Origin of the sequence: Novosphingobium sp. SG751A (assembly GCF_013149295.1) — a bacterium.
Classification (GTDB): domain Bacteria; phylum Pseudomonadota; class Alphaproteobacteria; order Sphingomonadales; family Sphingomonadaceae; genus Novosphingobium.
In genome coordinates this window covers 261,593-274,182 of record NZ_JABGCB010000003.1, presented here as the reverse complement: position 1 = coordinate 274,182, position 12,590 = coordinate 261,593, and the positions used below count along the sequence as shown (strand labels likewise).

General features: G+C 59.6%; 15 protein-coding genes. 12 read left to right on the top strand and 3 right to left on the bottom strand.

Annotated elements, in window-relative coordinates:
* Position 1: 1 nt before the first annotated feature.
* Positions 2-361, bottom strand: coding sequence for a hypothetical protein (locus FHW96_RS26140; protein ID WP_253950751.1), 360 nt, complete (start codon positions 359-361; stop codon positions 2-4).
* Between the two features lie 241 nt (positions 362-602).
* On the opposite strand from FHW96_RS26140, the gene FHW96_RS05715 reads away from it, so the two are divergent.
* The 9 genes from FHW96_RS05715 to FHW96_RS05680 all read left to right on the top strand — a co-directional run bounded on the left by FHW96_RS05715 (position 603) and on the right by FHW96_RS05680 (position 5,297).
* The gene (locus tag FHW96_RS05715) at positions 603-767 is read left to right on the top strand and encodes a hypothetical protein (protein WP_172339562.1); all 165 of its coding nucleotides are present in this window, start codon (positions 603-605) and stop codon (positions 765-767) included.
* A 129-nt stretch (positions 768-896) separates the two neighbouring features.
* Entirely contained in the window at positions 897-1,292 is a 396-nt protein-coding gene (locus tag FHW96_RS05710) for a hypothetical protein (protein WP_172339561.1), read from the top strand.
* A 721-nt stretch (positions 1,293-2,013) separates the two neighbouring features.
* Complete coding sequence (locus FHW96_RS05705; protein WP_172339560.1) at positions 2,014-2,340, top strand: DUF736 domain-containing protein; 327 nt, start codon at positions 2,014-2,016, stop codon at positions 2,338-2,340.
* A gap of 174 nt (positions 2,341-2,514) precedes the next feature.
* Positions 2,515-2,916, top strand: coding sequence for a transcriptional regulator domain-containing protein (locus FHW96_RS26675; protein WP_371815639.1), 402 nt, complete (start codon positions 2,515-2,517; stop codon positions 2,914-2,916).
* Positions 2,879-3,355, top strand: coding sequence for a DUF2285 domain-containing protein (locus FHW96_RS05700; protein ID WP_172339559.1), 477 nt, complete (start codon positions 2,879-2,881; stop codon positions 3,353-3,355). The genes FHW96_RS26675 and FHW96_RS05700 overlap by 38 nt, the downstream gene beginning before the upstream one ends.
* A 141-nt stretch (positions 3,356-3,496) precedes the next feature.
* Complete coding sequence (locus FHW96_RS05695) at positions 3,497-3,760, top strand: AlpA family transcriptional regulator (RefSeq protein WP_172339558.1); 264 nt, start codon at positions 3,497-3,499, stop codon at positions 3,758-3,760.
* Positions 3,760-4,329 (top strand): S26 family signal peptidase, encoded by a 570-nt coding sequence (locus tag FHW96_RS05690; RefSeq protein ID WP_253950750.1) that lies wholly within the window; start codon positions 3,760-3,762, stop codon positions 4,327-4,329. Before FHW96_RS05695 ends, FHW96_RS05690 begins: the two co-directional genes overlap by 1 nt.
* The gene (locus FHW96_RS05685; protein ID WP_172339557.1) at positions 4,326-4,997 is read left to right on the top strand and encodes a lytic transglycosylase domain-containing protein; all 672 of its coding nucleotides are present in this window, start codon (positions 4,326-4,328) and stop codon (positions 4,995-4,997) included. Before FHW96_RS05690 ends, FHW96_RS05685 begins: the two co-directional genes overlap by 4 nt.
* Before the next feature lie 99 nt (positions 4,998-5,096).
* Positions 5,097-5,297, top strand: a complete 201-nt coding sequence (locus FHW96_RS05680; RefSeq protein ID WP_172339556.1) for a hypothetical protein — start codon at positions 5,097-5,099, stop codon at positions 5,295-5,297.
* Here the strand turns inward: FHW96_RS05680 and FHW96_RS05675 are convergent.
* Both FHW96_RS05675 and FHW96_RS05670 read right to left on the bottom strand, forming a co-directional pair.
* Entirely contained in the window at positions 5,294-6,691 is a 1,398-nt protein-coding gene (locus FHW96_RS05675; protein WP_172339555.1) for an MFS transporter, read from the bottom strand. The two genes, FHW96_RS05680 and FHW96_RS05675, sit on opposite strands and share 4 nt — an antisense overlap.
* Positions 6,692-6,693: 2 nt before the next feature.
* A complete protein-coding gene (locus tag FHW96_RS05670) occupies positions 6,694-7,830 on the bottom strand; it encodes an ROK family transcriptional regulator (protein ID WP_172339554.1) in 1,137 nt (378 codons plus the stop codon).
* A 102-nt stretch (positions 7,831-7,932) separates the two neighbouring features.
* Between FHW96_RS05670 and FHW96_RS05665 the strand changes: the two genes are divergently transcribed.
* The 3 genes from FHW96_RS05665 (at position 7,933) to FHW96_RS05655 (ending at position 12,537) form a co-directional block, all read left to right on the top strand.
* The gene (locus tag FHW96_RS05665; protein ID WP_172339553.1) at positions 7,933-10,449 is read left to right on the top strand and encodes a TonB-dependent receptor; all 2,517 of its coding nucleotides are present in this window, start codon (positions 7,933-7,935) and stop codon (positions 10,447-10,449) included.
* The gene (locus FHW96_RS26670) at positions 10,446-11,588 is read left to right on the top strand and encodes a YdcF family protein (RefSeq protein ID WP_216650786.1); all 1,143 of its coding nucleotides are present in this window, start codon (positions 10,446-10,448) and stop codon (positions 11,586-11,588) included. Before FHW96_RS05665 ends, FHW96_RS26670 begins: the two co-directional genes overlap by 4 nt.
* A 118-nt stretch (positions 11,589-11,706) precedes the next feature.
* Positions 11,707-12,537: a phosphatase PAP2 family protein gene (locus FHW96_RS05655; protein ID WP_172339552.1), complete on the top strand. Its 831-nt coding sequence runs from the start codon at positions 11,707-11,709 to the stop codon at positions 12,535-12,537.
* Positions 12,538-12,590 lie beyond the last annotated feature (53 nt).

Sequence of the window (12,590 nt, the reverse complement as noted above, 5' to 3'; positions counted from 1 at the left end):
TTCATCGCGGGCATCGCCGGATCACCGATTTGGGCTGGCCACAGGTGGCACATTCGGCGGTCGCGCGCTCATAACCACGCTGGCCGGCGAGTTCGCGCGTGCGCTGGCTTGCCTGATGGAGCGCCACCAGATGGAGGCGTTCGACAATGCATTCGTCGCAAATCGGTACGGGAGCGAGCCTGGCGATCAATGCTTCGACTCGATCCATATGCGCACTCAACCTCCCGAGCTGATCATAGTAGCAAATCGCGGCTGGACGGGAAAGATCTGATCGGACGACCACACCGATCAGCGCGGCAGACATCCTTGCCGATAGAACCCGCTTGACGTGTTCCCGATGCCCGAAAATCGTCAAGCCCATATCCCACGGTTTCAACCGCCATCGTTCCCTGTGGCCATCCGCGGAACCTCTCTCCGCTCTTGGAGGCGCTAGTCCATTCCGCCCTCCGGCCTTCCACGATCAGCCCGTGAACGGTCCGCTATGCCTTGCATGCGGCCGCTACTCGGCTGCGCCTCCTCACGCGGTGATCGCAGCCGGACGCCGGATGCGTCGGCGTTTGGGAGCGGGGAGCGGCCCCGCTCCCAAACGACAGGAGCCTGTCATGACCCTCGAAACCGCACAGCGCTACGCCTGGAACCTGGCCTGCACCCTCAAGGTCACCGTCATTCTCATCGAGACCGACGACGGCTATAATGCGATGCCGAGCGACGATTACGACGGTGACGCCAATCATGTCGTTCGCGAATACGATGTTTTCTCAAGCTGATCGTTGCGGCGCGAGCGCCCGACCGAACCCGGCGACGGTTTCGTCGCCGGGCAATTTCTGCTATATTCTGCACGCGCGGTGGTGACCGGTGGAGGCGCGTCCAACCCTTTGAAGAAACGACGTGACGCCATGCTTATCCTGTTTCCCTTGACGCTGATCGGCGTCGGATTTCTGATTTACGCGCTGTTCGCCGGCGCAACGTTGGCGCTGCCGATCGGCGTGGGCCTGGCGGCCGGCTTCTGCAGCGCCGCGCTCGGCATCGCGCCACTGCCGTCGGTAATCGTCGGCATCGCCGCCTTCATGGGCGTCATCGCGCTCGCTCGCTTCGCGGCGCTATCGCTTTCGAGCCGTCCGGCGCGCGGCATGCTGATCGCCGTTTTCGCTATCCCAGCGGCCGTCGCCGGCTTTTCGGTCGCGAGCGCCTTCGCGTCGCTTGTTGGCTTCGCCAGCTTCGCCGTTGCGCTCGTCGCGGGTGGAGTGAGCAGCGCGGGCGCCGCGCACAGGCTAGCTCGTCCGGTCGCCTGATAGCAAATATCGCCGTCATTTCTCCGCGCATCGCCCGCCCGATCGTCCGCGCGGGGCTTTTTACAGGCCCATCTTGCCATTGCCTGAAGGGGGCGACGGGATCAGGCGTCTCGCTGCCCGTCGCCAAATCCGAACCGAGATGGTTGCGGGATGTTGGTGGTGAGCCGGTCGCCCATTTTTCGCGGCGGTCATTGTAGGATCAGGTTTCAGGAGCGCGATCCCGCGCAGGGCGAGCCCGTAGCCAGCAGCGGGCATTTGGCGGTCGAGGCGGTGGTAGTGACCAAGAAGGACCCCGCCTGTTTGCAGGTAGGTCTATCCATCGCCACACCCACGGCGTCGGGCTTCTGGACGGAGGTCGATTCTGAGGTCACGTCTCCTGTCGGCAGATCCAAGCCAGTGCCCAAACAGCCTCTCTTCATGGCTTGATGACCGAAACCGGCTTTGCCTCTGCCGCTCGGGGCCGCAACGGCTTTGGGTCACTTTTTTCCCCTGCCGGCCCCCCACCCCACACGGTAGGACAACGTGGGGACCCCGAGGGCGCCGTCATTCCTCGCGGGGACAAAAAAGCGCCCCGCTACCGTCCTCCAGCTGCGCTTGCGGGTCCCATCCCGGTGCGAGCACCGGGTCCCTTGAGGCCTGCAGCCGCGGCAGCCTCGGTCACCTTCAACGCCATCGAGGCCGTGATGGGCACGGGCTCGTGGATCAAAACTGGAGACTTAACATGGCTACTATCGGCACCTTCAAGAAGACCGCCAATAACGAGTTCGTCGGCGACATCGTTACCCTCAGCGTACAGGCCAAGGGCGTCCGCGTCGTTCCCGACAGCAACCGCGCCAACGACAATGCGCCCTCGCACAGGGTCTTCGTCGGCCGGGCCGAAATCGGCGCCGCCTGGACCAAGGAGTCCAACGAAGGCCGCGCATATTTGGGCCTCAAGCTCGACGATCCGAGCCTTACCGCTCCGATCTACGCCAACCTGTTCGACGACGAGGACGGCGAGACCTACAACCTGATCTGGTCGCGCCCAACCCGCCGCAACGGCGACTGAGCCAAACCGATCAAGCCCCGCCCGGAACGACAGGGCGGGGCTTTCGTTTGATCCTAATTAGCCGTAATATTAACCACTTGGGATAACCCATGCTTATCCGACGATAAGGGCGGGCGGTCTTGTATCGCGAGTTGTTCGCAACATACTTCAGCGTTGCAGGGGGCATCGAGGAGTATGGCGATGCCAGGTTACCACAGAATGCGCCTACCCGAGGCTTATCGGGCGCTGCTGACGTTGAATGCGCGCGGCTTTGCATGGGAATGGGTCCGCCGCAATCCCGACTTTCGCGCAATTTGGGCGTCCGCCGGTGCGGCCGCTCGCCGCAGCTCTGCGCTCGCCCAAACCGCCATCCGGCGCTCTGCACGTACCATAATAGATATCCCGCAGCATCCCCTGACGCGGAGGTGGTCCCTTTGGGGCCTCACCTTTCGCCGTCGATCCCGACACGCCGGCGACCGACGCGCCGCCGATCGCCTGGCTGCCATCGCTCGACGCGACCGCGTTGACGGTTATACGGCCGGTGCCTTGGGCGCGCACGATGGGCGATCTGCATTTCCGACCGTCGGCGTGGGGTGACCGCGTCGTTCGCATTGCCGCGCCCGGCGGGGTATCGTTGCTGATCCGCAGGCATGGCGCCCCAGAATTGCCGCTTTGGATTCCCGCAGAGCTCGAGCCGGTGTCGGGCAAGCCGTTTGGGCTCTATCTCCATCCTGACAGGCAGCACAGCGAGAGGGTCCGTGCGGCCGAGACCTTCCGACGCGTGATTGGGCTGGGCGCGCCGTTGCACGTTCCGCCCAATCCCCATGCGCACCGGCTGGCAGCGATGCTCTACATTTACGATCTGCAAAGTAACGGTGCGTCGCTACGCGACATTGCCGGGCAGTTGCTCGATCCGCTCCCCGACGACTGGCGCCTGAGCTCAGAGCGTTCGGATCTGCGCCGCCTTGCTGACGCGGCGGCCGAGCTGGTGTCGGGAGGGTATAGGCGGCTGCTTGGGGCACGCCCAGAAGCATAGACATAATCGTCACTCCGATGCGGTCGGATCGCGGGCCCCCACTTTCCGGCCACCCGTGGACGCCGTTCGACGCAGATGATCGTCGGACCCGCGAGGCGCTGCCCGCATCGCCTCGCGGGTCCGACATTCACGGAGTTCACCATGCCCGATATCATCAAGGATACGCGTTATCTACGTACCAAAGAGGCCGCCCATTATGTCGGCCTCTCAGCGCGAACGCTTGAGAAACACCGCACCTATGGCACCGGGCCCGCTTACCGGAAAATAGGCGGGCGCGTCGTCTATACGATCGAGGAATTGCGCGCCTGGTGCGATCGCGGCGCCTGTGCATCCACCTCCGATCCCAACAACGGGTCCGTCCTGCCGGCTGTGCGCCGACCGGGCGAGCGGGCGGAGCAACGATAATGACTGGCGCATTCGACCAGCCTGCCGAAGGTGGTCCTGTGACGGCCGGTTTGCACCGCCATCCGCTTCGCGTTGGCGTGCTTGCCCGGACGGGAACGGCGCTCACCGCGCTTCTCCTCCCGGCCTTGCATCACCCGCAACTGCGCCTCGTCTGGAACGCCTCGGCGAGCGTGCCGCTTGGCCTCTATCGGATCGAGCCCAACGCCGTCCCGCGGGTGGGCGATCTGGTCGCAGTGCGTCCGTCGCCCGCGCTCACGCGCGTCATGGCGGAGCGCCACTATGTCGAGGCCAATGCGCTGCTGGTGAAGCCAGTCGCGGCGCTCGCTGGCGCGACTGTCTGCCGCACGAATATGCATGTCACGCTCAACGGGCGCGCCGTTGCGACCGCGCTACCACGCGATCGCTTCGGCCGCCCGCTGCCGCGTTGGTCGGGGTGCCAGCGCCTGGCCTGCAATCAGCTCCTGCTGATAGCGCCCGCTCTGCGCGCCTCGTTTGACAGCCGCTATTTCGGCCCGATTGATCGCGCCCAAGTGATCGGTCGCGCAGTCCCGCTGTGGACCTGGTTATGACAGTGCGTTGGACCAGTATATGCAGTGTCATTGCGACCGCCGTCTCGGCTTCGCCTTCGCCTGGCGACGCCTCCGAGCTGATCGGCTCCAAGAGCTGCGCCACGCACGTTCCCGAAGCGGCACGGCGCGCGGGGCTTCTCCAGGATGTTGTGATGCGCGTCATGCTCGCGGAGTCGGGCGGAAATTCGCGGATCGTCTCGGCCAAGGGAGCGATGGGCTGCATGCAGATCATGCCGGTGACATGGTCCTATCTGACCGCGCGCTACCATCTGGGTGCCGACCCGTTTGATGCGCGGATGAACATGATTGGCGGGGCGATGTATTTTTCCGAACTGGCCGCGCGCTACGGGTGGCCGGGCGCCTTTTCGGCGTACAATGCGGGACCGGGGCGCTATCAGCGCTATGTGCAGGGCGGCGCGGCGCTACCAGCCGAAACGATCGCCTACACCGCGCGTCTGGGCGGAAACGCAGCAGCTCGGCCGATGACTGCGCCTGCACTTCGCTGGCAGGAAGCGCGCCTATTCATGATGGGGTCGAGGTTCGAAGCGGCGGCTGTACCGCCGGCCACGCCTATCGCTTCGCGCGGGAATGCCGAAGTGCGACCGCGCAATGCGCTCTTCCCGCTGTCCGGTCCTGATGGCCGCGACGCAATCAGCGCCGCACCATGACGCGCGGCGACCGATCCCCTCTCTGGGAATGGGTGTTCTCAGGGCCGCTTTGAACTATGCTCTCTCGTCGCAACGGCTGGCCGATTTGAGGGAGGCCTGATGATGTCGAACATCGAGAAAGCCATTGAATCGGCTGCCCGTGCGCTGTGTCTGCGGGAGGGCAATCTGGAGAATACAAAGTTCGAAAGTAACGCGTTCCAGTCGCTGAGAAGAGCCTATGCTTCGGCGAATTTCAGCAAAAGCATCTTCTGGCACAGCAGTGAAACGCTGCGCAGCACTGCTGCTGGCAGAATAGCTTAAAAGGAGAAGCGGGGCTTGTGCCGGCTTCGTCGATAATTGAGGACGCGTATTATGCGTGCATGGCGATCATGCCCGATGGCCAGGTGACGAAGCACTAGCAGTGCACCAAAGGCACCGACTAACGGGATCCCGATCGCTAGACTTTGAATCCCGATTTGAGCCTGCGCGCTTTGCTCTATTCCAACGCGATAGCCCAAGGAGCCGAGCACAAAAGCTATAACTCCGCTACCAGCGGCCGCCCCCGCTTTGAGAATTACCAGCATACTGGCAAAAGTCGCTGTCTCCCGTCGTTCGCGATGCCGGAACTCTGCCACATCAACAATGTCGGCGAGAATTCCCCATGGCAGCATGAACACTCCCGCTAGCCCCACACCTATTACTACCGCTGTACCGGTGAGCAGCAGTGCGTTCGAGCCAGAGACGGCGAAGATCAGTAGCCCAATAGAGGCCACAATGTAACTGATCGCAAGAAGTTGAGTTTTTTCAGCATGCCGAATTAAATAAGTCCATAATATGACTCCAGGAAGTTGCCCAACCGTTAAAGCAAGGAGCAGGCGGCTAGATACGCCTGGAACCTCTAATACGTAGGTCGAGAAATAGATCAGTGTCCGGCTAAACATGGGCATGGCGAACCCAGTTGTGAGTGCGATGGCGAACATCCCTAGCATGAGCCCGTCTAGCTTCGGCATTAAAGCAGCCGAAACGATTGATTGTTTTGGCACACTGTATCCGGTGCTTGAAGACCATGCTGCTACCCAGAGCGCAAGACAGAATGATGATCCTGCAGATGCAGCTAAGGCTGCGAGGTGCGAGAAACTGGCAGTATGCGCAACATTGACCACGGCCGGAATCATGAACGCCGCGATCGACAAACTAGCCAATGTGCTGAACAATAGCCGATAACCCGATGCTCTGCCACGCGCGCGACTATCGCTAGCTACCCTCGCAATAAGGACATTATGGGGAACGTCTATTATCGCGTAAGTCGCGCGAAAAGCCAGCAGCGTCATTGCTATGACTGCAAAGGAGCGCAGCCCTAACGCTGGCAAGCTATACAGTGCTGTGAATGTGGCAGCGCAAGGCAGAGCGCCCAAGGCGATCATACCACGATATCCAAACCCTCGGGCGCCAGCCCACGCCGCCAAGTAACCTGCGACAAAATCGAAAACGAGATCTCCTAACACTACGATGAGCATCAGAATTCCGACCTCTCTTGGGGGGATCCTCAGCAAGTCTGTCAACACAAAAACGAACGTCACGTCAAATGTTGAAAGAACTAGGTTCTTGCCGAAATTTCCAGATGAGTAGCCAATAAGCGGAAGATCGGAGCGCAGTTTCCACGCGAGGGCATTTTGATGGGGAGCTGCATTGGACTGCTCTGAATGCTGCTTCATATCTAATTTCGCAAAATCGATGCGTGGATTGGCAGTAGTGCGGCACCGAGCGCAGACGATGCTCCGCCAAGCATCGAAACATCTATAGGAGGGATCGCGATCTCTCGATCATCGTGATGATCACCTAAAACGATGGGGCCGGCATTGAGGCGGTCAGCAAGCTTTTGCATGATGAAACTTGGCAAAGGGCTCGCAAGCCGGATCGCTCCTGGATCAAACCATGCGATCGCGGAGTTAACAGCGACCGCTAGTTGGGCAGCGGCGCGGTCCAACCAGCACTCAATGACACTCTCAAAACCCGCAATGCTGCCTTCGAAATCGGCTAAAGACGAAACGCTACACCCTGCAGCTTGAAGTGTAGCAATCAAATCGACCGTGGTCGGTCTCCCCGCCGGTCCCTTCGGATACAACATGCCGATCTCGCCAGCCCCGCCAACTTCCCCGCGAAGCAAACGGCGATCCGATATGACACCCGCCCCAACGCCGTGCCCCAACAAGATGAGCACGGCACTCGAGCAGCACTCAATCAAACCGCCAAGGTAATATTCGGCGAGCGCCGAGGCGGTGGCGTCATTCTCTAACCAGACCGGAAGATTTAGGCCCTCAGTCATAATGTCTTTGAGCGGCACGTTCCTCCATCCGGGTAACGTATCGACTACGTTCCACCGGTTCCCATCTTTTGACAGGGCTGGCCCTGGAACACTCATGCCGACACCTAGTAGGCGAGATCCAAGTAGACGGTGATCAACTGCGAGCTCGTGCAACCTCCTCTCGATGAAGCGTGCGAAGTCATGGGGATTGATCGATTCGACACGTTCGACCGTATGGCAGATGGTTCCGCCCGCATAATTGACTAACGCCAGTTCTATGGTGCCTGTGTGCATAGTGACGCCGAGAGAGTAACCTCCAGTTGGCGCGACGGTCAGGGGAACCGTTGGGCGTCCGCGTCCACGCGCTTCTTCAGGGTCTAATTCCTGTATCAAGCTGAGTGACATGAGGCTGCGAGAAAGCTTGGTTATCGCTGCGTTGCTGACTTGCAATGCCATGGCGAGATCGGAGCGCGACTGAGGGCCGTGCGTCCTCAATCGCCAGATCAATCGTTTCTCTTCGTCGAACAGGTTGAGAGGGAGATTCCGCATACCTGCTAGTGACATTTTCTGATTTATTTTACAAGTAATAATTAAATATGTCAAAAAAGATGGCCATATGCCGTCGGGTCTCGAACCCGGGGAGGAATAAACATGTTAAAGAAAACCCTTTTTTGCGGCTGCGCGCTTTTTGCGCTTTGCGCCGAACTTCAACCTGCTTCCGCACAAGTCGCGCCGCAGGCGCAGGATCCTAAAGCCGGCGAGGCTACGTCGAGCACGTCTACGCAAGATCAGAACGGTGATGAGATCATCGTAACTGGATCAGCGCGTCAGCAGCGACGCTTCGATGTTTCCTACGCGGCAAATGCTCTTTCTCAAAACGACATCACGAAGTTGGCTCCGGCGAGCATGGCCGATCTGCTCGGCAAATTGCCCGGCATCCAGGTTGAGTCAACGGGCGGCGAGGTGCAAAATATCACCCGCATTCGCGGGATCCCGACCGACGACGGCCTCGCTATTTTTCAGCAAGACGGATTGCCGCTCTTCCACGACGTGAATGGCAATTTTTTCCGTGGGGACAGCCTCAATCGCTACGATCTGATGACCGATCGCGTCGAAGTCGTGCGCGGTGGACCGGCGCCGATTGTCGCCAGCCAGGCAGCGGCCGTCATCAATAACGTCACAGTCTCGGGCTCCCAGACCCCGCGTGGCAAAGCGCAGTTGACCTATGGGACGACCGACCTTTACCGGTTGGATCTCATGCAGTCTGGTCCCCTGGGTGCGAACACCTACTACGCAATCGGCGGCTTTCTTCGGAAGAACGGCGGCTATCGCGACAATGGTTTTCCCAATGATCGCGGCGGTCAGATCAGAGCGAACATCAAGCACGACTTTGACAACGGTTCGATCAAATTCACTGCCAACTATCTGAACGACCACAATGTCTTCTATCTGCCGGTTCCGGTTGCGGATCCGCGGCAGCCAACCCGCTCACTGGATCCGTGGCTCGCCTTTTTCACCGGAACCGCGAACACCCCCGCCCTGCGTAACGCGCAGATCAAATACAGAGATTCGACAGGGGTCGTACAAAGCCTAGCCCGCGATCTCGCGGACGGTCGTCATACAGAATTCTGGAATGTCGGACTCCAATATGAGGGAGATTTCGACGACTGGCACGTCTCGGCGAAAGGGGGGTACACCAGCGGTAAGCTAAGGTTCGATGCGCTCTATTCGACGTCCAATCCTGTCGATGGCGCAGCCAACGCCACCCTTACTGCCGCCCGCGCAGCGCAATTTCCGACGGCCACGCGCCTCGGCTACGCAATAGCGGGGACGAATGGCACCCAAGTTTACGATCCGAATTCGGACTCTGGCCTGGTTATGCAAAGCCAGTATCGCTACGTTGCTTCGAATTTCTCTTCCGCCCAAGGCGACCTTTCCGTCACCCGTAAGTTCGACACTGGGCTTGGCTCGCACGACTTGAAAATCGGAGCATACGGAAGCTTCTACTCGGAATCCAATTTCCAAGCTTATCAAAATTACCTGATGCAGGTGAAAGGGCAGCCGCAACTGCTCGATCTCGTCGCCTATAATGCTGCCGGCAACGTCGTCGGTTACGTGACCGACAAGGGCGTGCTGCAATACACGACGACCCTGAACAAAGGTAACAGCGACAACTCGGTTCTTGCACTTTACGCCAATGACACGTGGGAGCTAACGCGAGGCCTGCGTATCGATGGCGGCATCCGCTATGAGCGGTATCATTTGAACGGCTATGCATTGACGTCGCAGGCCTACAATCTCGGCGATACGGCGACGCTGGCAGATGATGCCGTACAGGGCTTCAATGGCGGCCAACAGAACCGTACGATCAATACAGGTATAACCAACTGGACCGTTGGTGCGAACTACGACTTCACCAGTCACTTCGGCGGTTATGTTCGCGCATCGCACCTGGAGGTTCCGCCCTCCGGCACTATCGGTTACGCAATCAATCCGGTGGTCATCACCACCAAGGCCAATCAGTACGAGGTTGGTTTGAAGGCCGCTTTTGGCCGCTCCTATCTGTACGTCACGGGATTCTATACGAAGTTCAACCCGCTCAACTCTTCGTTCGTACCATTTGACCCGGCAACTGGAGCCGCCCAGGCGACCGTTCCGTTCATCAGCCAGGTCATCGTCAAGGGCATCGAGGCGGACGGGGCGTTGAACATCGTCCCCTGGTTCTCGCTCGGCGGCTCCTTGACGGTTCAGGATCCCTATTACTCGAATCTCCAGTCTACCGTTGCTGGGCTTAGTGCAGCACAGGTCGAGGGCAATCAGGTTATTCGTGAACCGAAGGTCTTTGGTAATATCAGACCATCGTTCAATTTCAGTTCGGGCGACGCGAAGTTCGAATTGTACGGGCGCTTTGAGTATACCGGCCGGCGCTTCGTCGATTTCACGTCGTTCACCGAGTTGCCCGCGTATCATTCCTACAGCGCCGGCGTCACGGCGACCTACAAATCATGGCAGTTCCAGGTCGTGGGCGACAATCTCACGAACGCCCGCGGTTTGACCGAGGGCAATACTCGCACGGATACGCTGTCCGGACAGGGCACTCGCATCGCCACTTTCGGCCGACCCGTATTTGGACGGAATTTCCGCTTCGTTTTGAGCAAGTCGTGGTGAAGTCGCCGCTCAACCTTGCTGGTCTAGTCATTCTGATGAGCATTGGACAACCGGGGCTTTCAGCCCCGGTTGTTGACACTCACTGGCAGCGAACAGCCGCCGCCCTGTTTCCAGCGCTAGAAGAAATCAGTCCTGAGCATGTCCATCCAAAGGTTCAGGACATGCTCGCCGCGCGGAAAGCGCGCGTTCGAAATTGCGCAGAACAGGTCCGTTGCGTGATTGAGGCGATGCGTTGGACCGTGGAAGAAGTGACCACGCTTTCCGGTCCGGAGGCTACCATGCCCTCCGGGACCGAGGGGCAGAATGGCCAAGCGATCAAGCTACAGTTACGTGGGCTGAACAATATTCTCGAGGTGTACGGCCTCGGTGCCACACCGCGATATCCTGAAATCGATGGTCCCCCTCCCGATCGAAACCAAAATACTGGTCTTCCAATCAACGCGGCCTACGCGCTCTGGCTTCGAGCTGCGGCTCAATCCGATCCGGCTACGCGGCTAGATCCAAGTATCGGCCTCGCTCTCGCCTTGCTGGACGCTAATGATCGCGGTGAGGCATCTGCCTATGAGCCGCTGGACCAGCGCTTCAACTCTCAAGCCCTCGAGAAAGCGAAAAATGTCGATTGGCGACGCTATCGTTATAGTTCCATTCTCGTCCCCGGAATTGGGCCAGACGATCTTACGACACCGCTGAGTGCGAGAAGCATTCTAAATGTCCGCATGGCGGCCGAGCGCTTTGCGCAAGGTCTTGCGCCCTTTTTGGTGGTTAGCGGCGGGAACGTGCACCCTCGTGGAACTCGCTTTGTGGAAGCTTTGGAGATGCGCAAGGCTTTGATCGAACGATTCGGGGTGCCGCCTGACAGCATTATCGTCGAACCTTACGCAAGGCACACCACAACCAACCTCCGCAACGTTACCCGACGTCTCATGGCGATCGGAGCTCCGTTGGACAAGGACGTGCTCATCGTCACCCAGCTCGAACAAAGTCAATACATCGAAAGTGCCGAGTTCCTTCAGCGTAACCAAACCGAACTGGGGTATCAGCCTGGGAAAGTCGGTTCGCGCCTGTCCAATACTGAGCTCACGTTCCGTCCGTCGGCTAAATCAGCGCAAGTCGACCCATTCGACCCTCTCGATCCGTAGCACTTCGCCAACCCGGTGATGACTTCCATCATGAAGCCTTCCTTCCTCACATGACACCTTTCTCACGCAACTTAGGCTCCAGCCTAGCGAGAGAAAGGAGGTCTATTCGGAGTTGTAGATGAAAAAGGTCCTGCTCACAGCGATCTGCCTGTCCGGAGTTCTGGCGCTCAGCCTGAGTGGAAGCGTCAATGCGGAAGCGCAAAGGTCCGGCTACCTGGATACCCTTCCGGATCTGACCAAGGTGGTACCACCACCCCCACAGAAGGCGGATCCTCGCTACGATGCCGATCGGCGCGTTTTCTTGGCGACGCGTGCAATGCTCCACACGCCTCGCGGTGATCTCGCCACACGCGACGTCCCGTATTTGATGCCGGACCTCATGCGCGATTTTGGTTGCTCTGCGGCGCTCCCGCTCTCGCCCACCGCCACACCGGCAACCTATCGCCTACTGTTTGCCGCCGATACCGATACTCAGGCGGCGAATGAGGCGGCAAAACGAACTTGGAAGAGATTGCGTCCCTTCCAGATCGACAGCGGGCCAATCTGCCAAAACAAGGCCGATCTCGTCAAATCCTACGACTATCCATCGGGACACACGGCGCACGGCTGGACGGTCGCATCGATCCTCGCCGACCTTTTGCCCGATCGGGCTCCTTTTCTCTTCGCCAGAGCACGCGCATACGGCGAGAGTCGCATCCTTTGCGGTGCCCACAACATGAGCGCCGTCGAAGCCTCGCCGCTGGGGGTAACCGTTAGCCTCCAGCAGATAAGGCTCAGCCCACGATATCAGGCGGACTTCTTGGCAGCGAAAGCCGAGCTGCAACAGGTGCGCGGCGGTAATGGATCACTGAGCGGGGCCACCTGCGCAGCTGAGGACGCGCTGACGCGGCGCTCACTTCTATCGGATTTGCCCACATCTGCACGCTCTCGTCGGGGGCTGAGACCATAACGTCCTGCCCGGCTAGGCGCAGTCACGGCAACCGAGCAGATGCGAGATCGAGG

Excerpts from the sequence above, each read along its gene's own strand:
- FHW96_RS05680 (WP_172339556.1), top strand. The coding sequence starts at position 5,097 with ATGATGTCGAACATCGAGAAAGCCATTGAATCGGCTGCCCGTGCGCTG.
- FHW96_RS05665 (WP_172339553.1), top strand. The coding sequence starts at position 7,933 with ATGTTAAAGAAAACCCTTTTTTGCGGCTGCGCGCTTTTTGCGCTTTGC.
- FHW96_RS05715 (WP_172339562.1), top strand. The coding sequence starts at position 603 with ATGACCCTCGAAACCGCACAGCGCTACGCCTGGAACCTGGCCTGCACC.
- FHW96_RS05670 (WP_172339554.1), bottom strand. The coding sequence starts at position 7,830 with ATGCGGAATCTCCCTCTCAACCTGTTCGACGAAGAGAAACGATTGATC.
- FHW96_RS05700 (WP_172339559.1), top strand. The coding sequence starts at position 2,879 with ATGGGCGATCTGCATTTCCGACCGTCGGCGTGGGGTGACCGCGTCGTT.
- FHW96_RS05710 (WP_172339561.1), top strand. The coding sequence starts at position 897 with ATGCTTATCCTGTTTCCCTTGACGCTGATCGGCGTCGGATTTCTGATT.
- FHW96_RS26140 (WP_253950751.1), bottom strand. The coding sequence starts at position 361 with ATGGGCTTGACGATTTTCGGGCATCGGGAACACGTCAAGCGGGTTCTA.
- FHW96_RS05705 (WP_172339560.1), top strand. The coding sequence starts at position 2,014 with ATGGCTACTATCGGCACCTTCAAGAAGACCGCCAATAACGAGTTCGTC.
- FHW96_RS05695 (WP_172339558.1), top strand. The coding sequence starts at position 3,497 with ATGCCCGATATCATCAAGGATACGCGTTATCTACGTACCAAAGAGGCC.
- FHW96_RS26675 (WP_371815639.1), top strand. The coding sequence starts at position 2,515 with ATGGCGATGCCAGGTTACCACAGAATGCGCCTACCCGAGGCTTATCGG.
- FHW96_RS05690 (WP_253950750.1), top strand. The coding sequence starts at position 3,760 with ATGACTGGCGCATTCGACCAGCCTGCCGAAGGTGGTCCTGTGACGGCC.
- FHW96_RS05655 (WP_172339552.1), top strand. The coding sequence starts at position 11,707 with ATGAAAAAGGTCCTGCTCACAGCGATCTGCCTGTCCGGAGTTCTGGCG.
- FHW96_RS05675 (WP_172339555.1), bottom strand. The coding sequence starts at position 6,691 with ATGAAGCAGCATTCAGAGCAGTCCAATGCAGCTCCCCATCAAAATGCC.
- FHW96_RS05685 (WP_172339557.1), top strand. The coding sequence starts at position 4,326 with ATGACAGTGCGTTGGACCAGTATATGCAGTGTCATTGCGACCGCCGTC.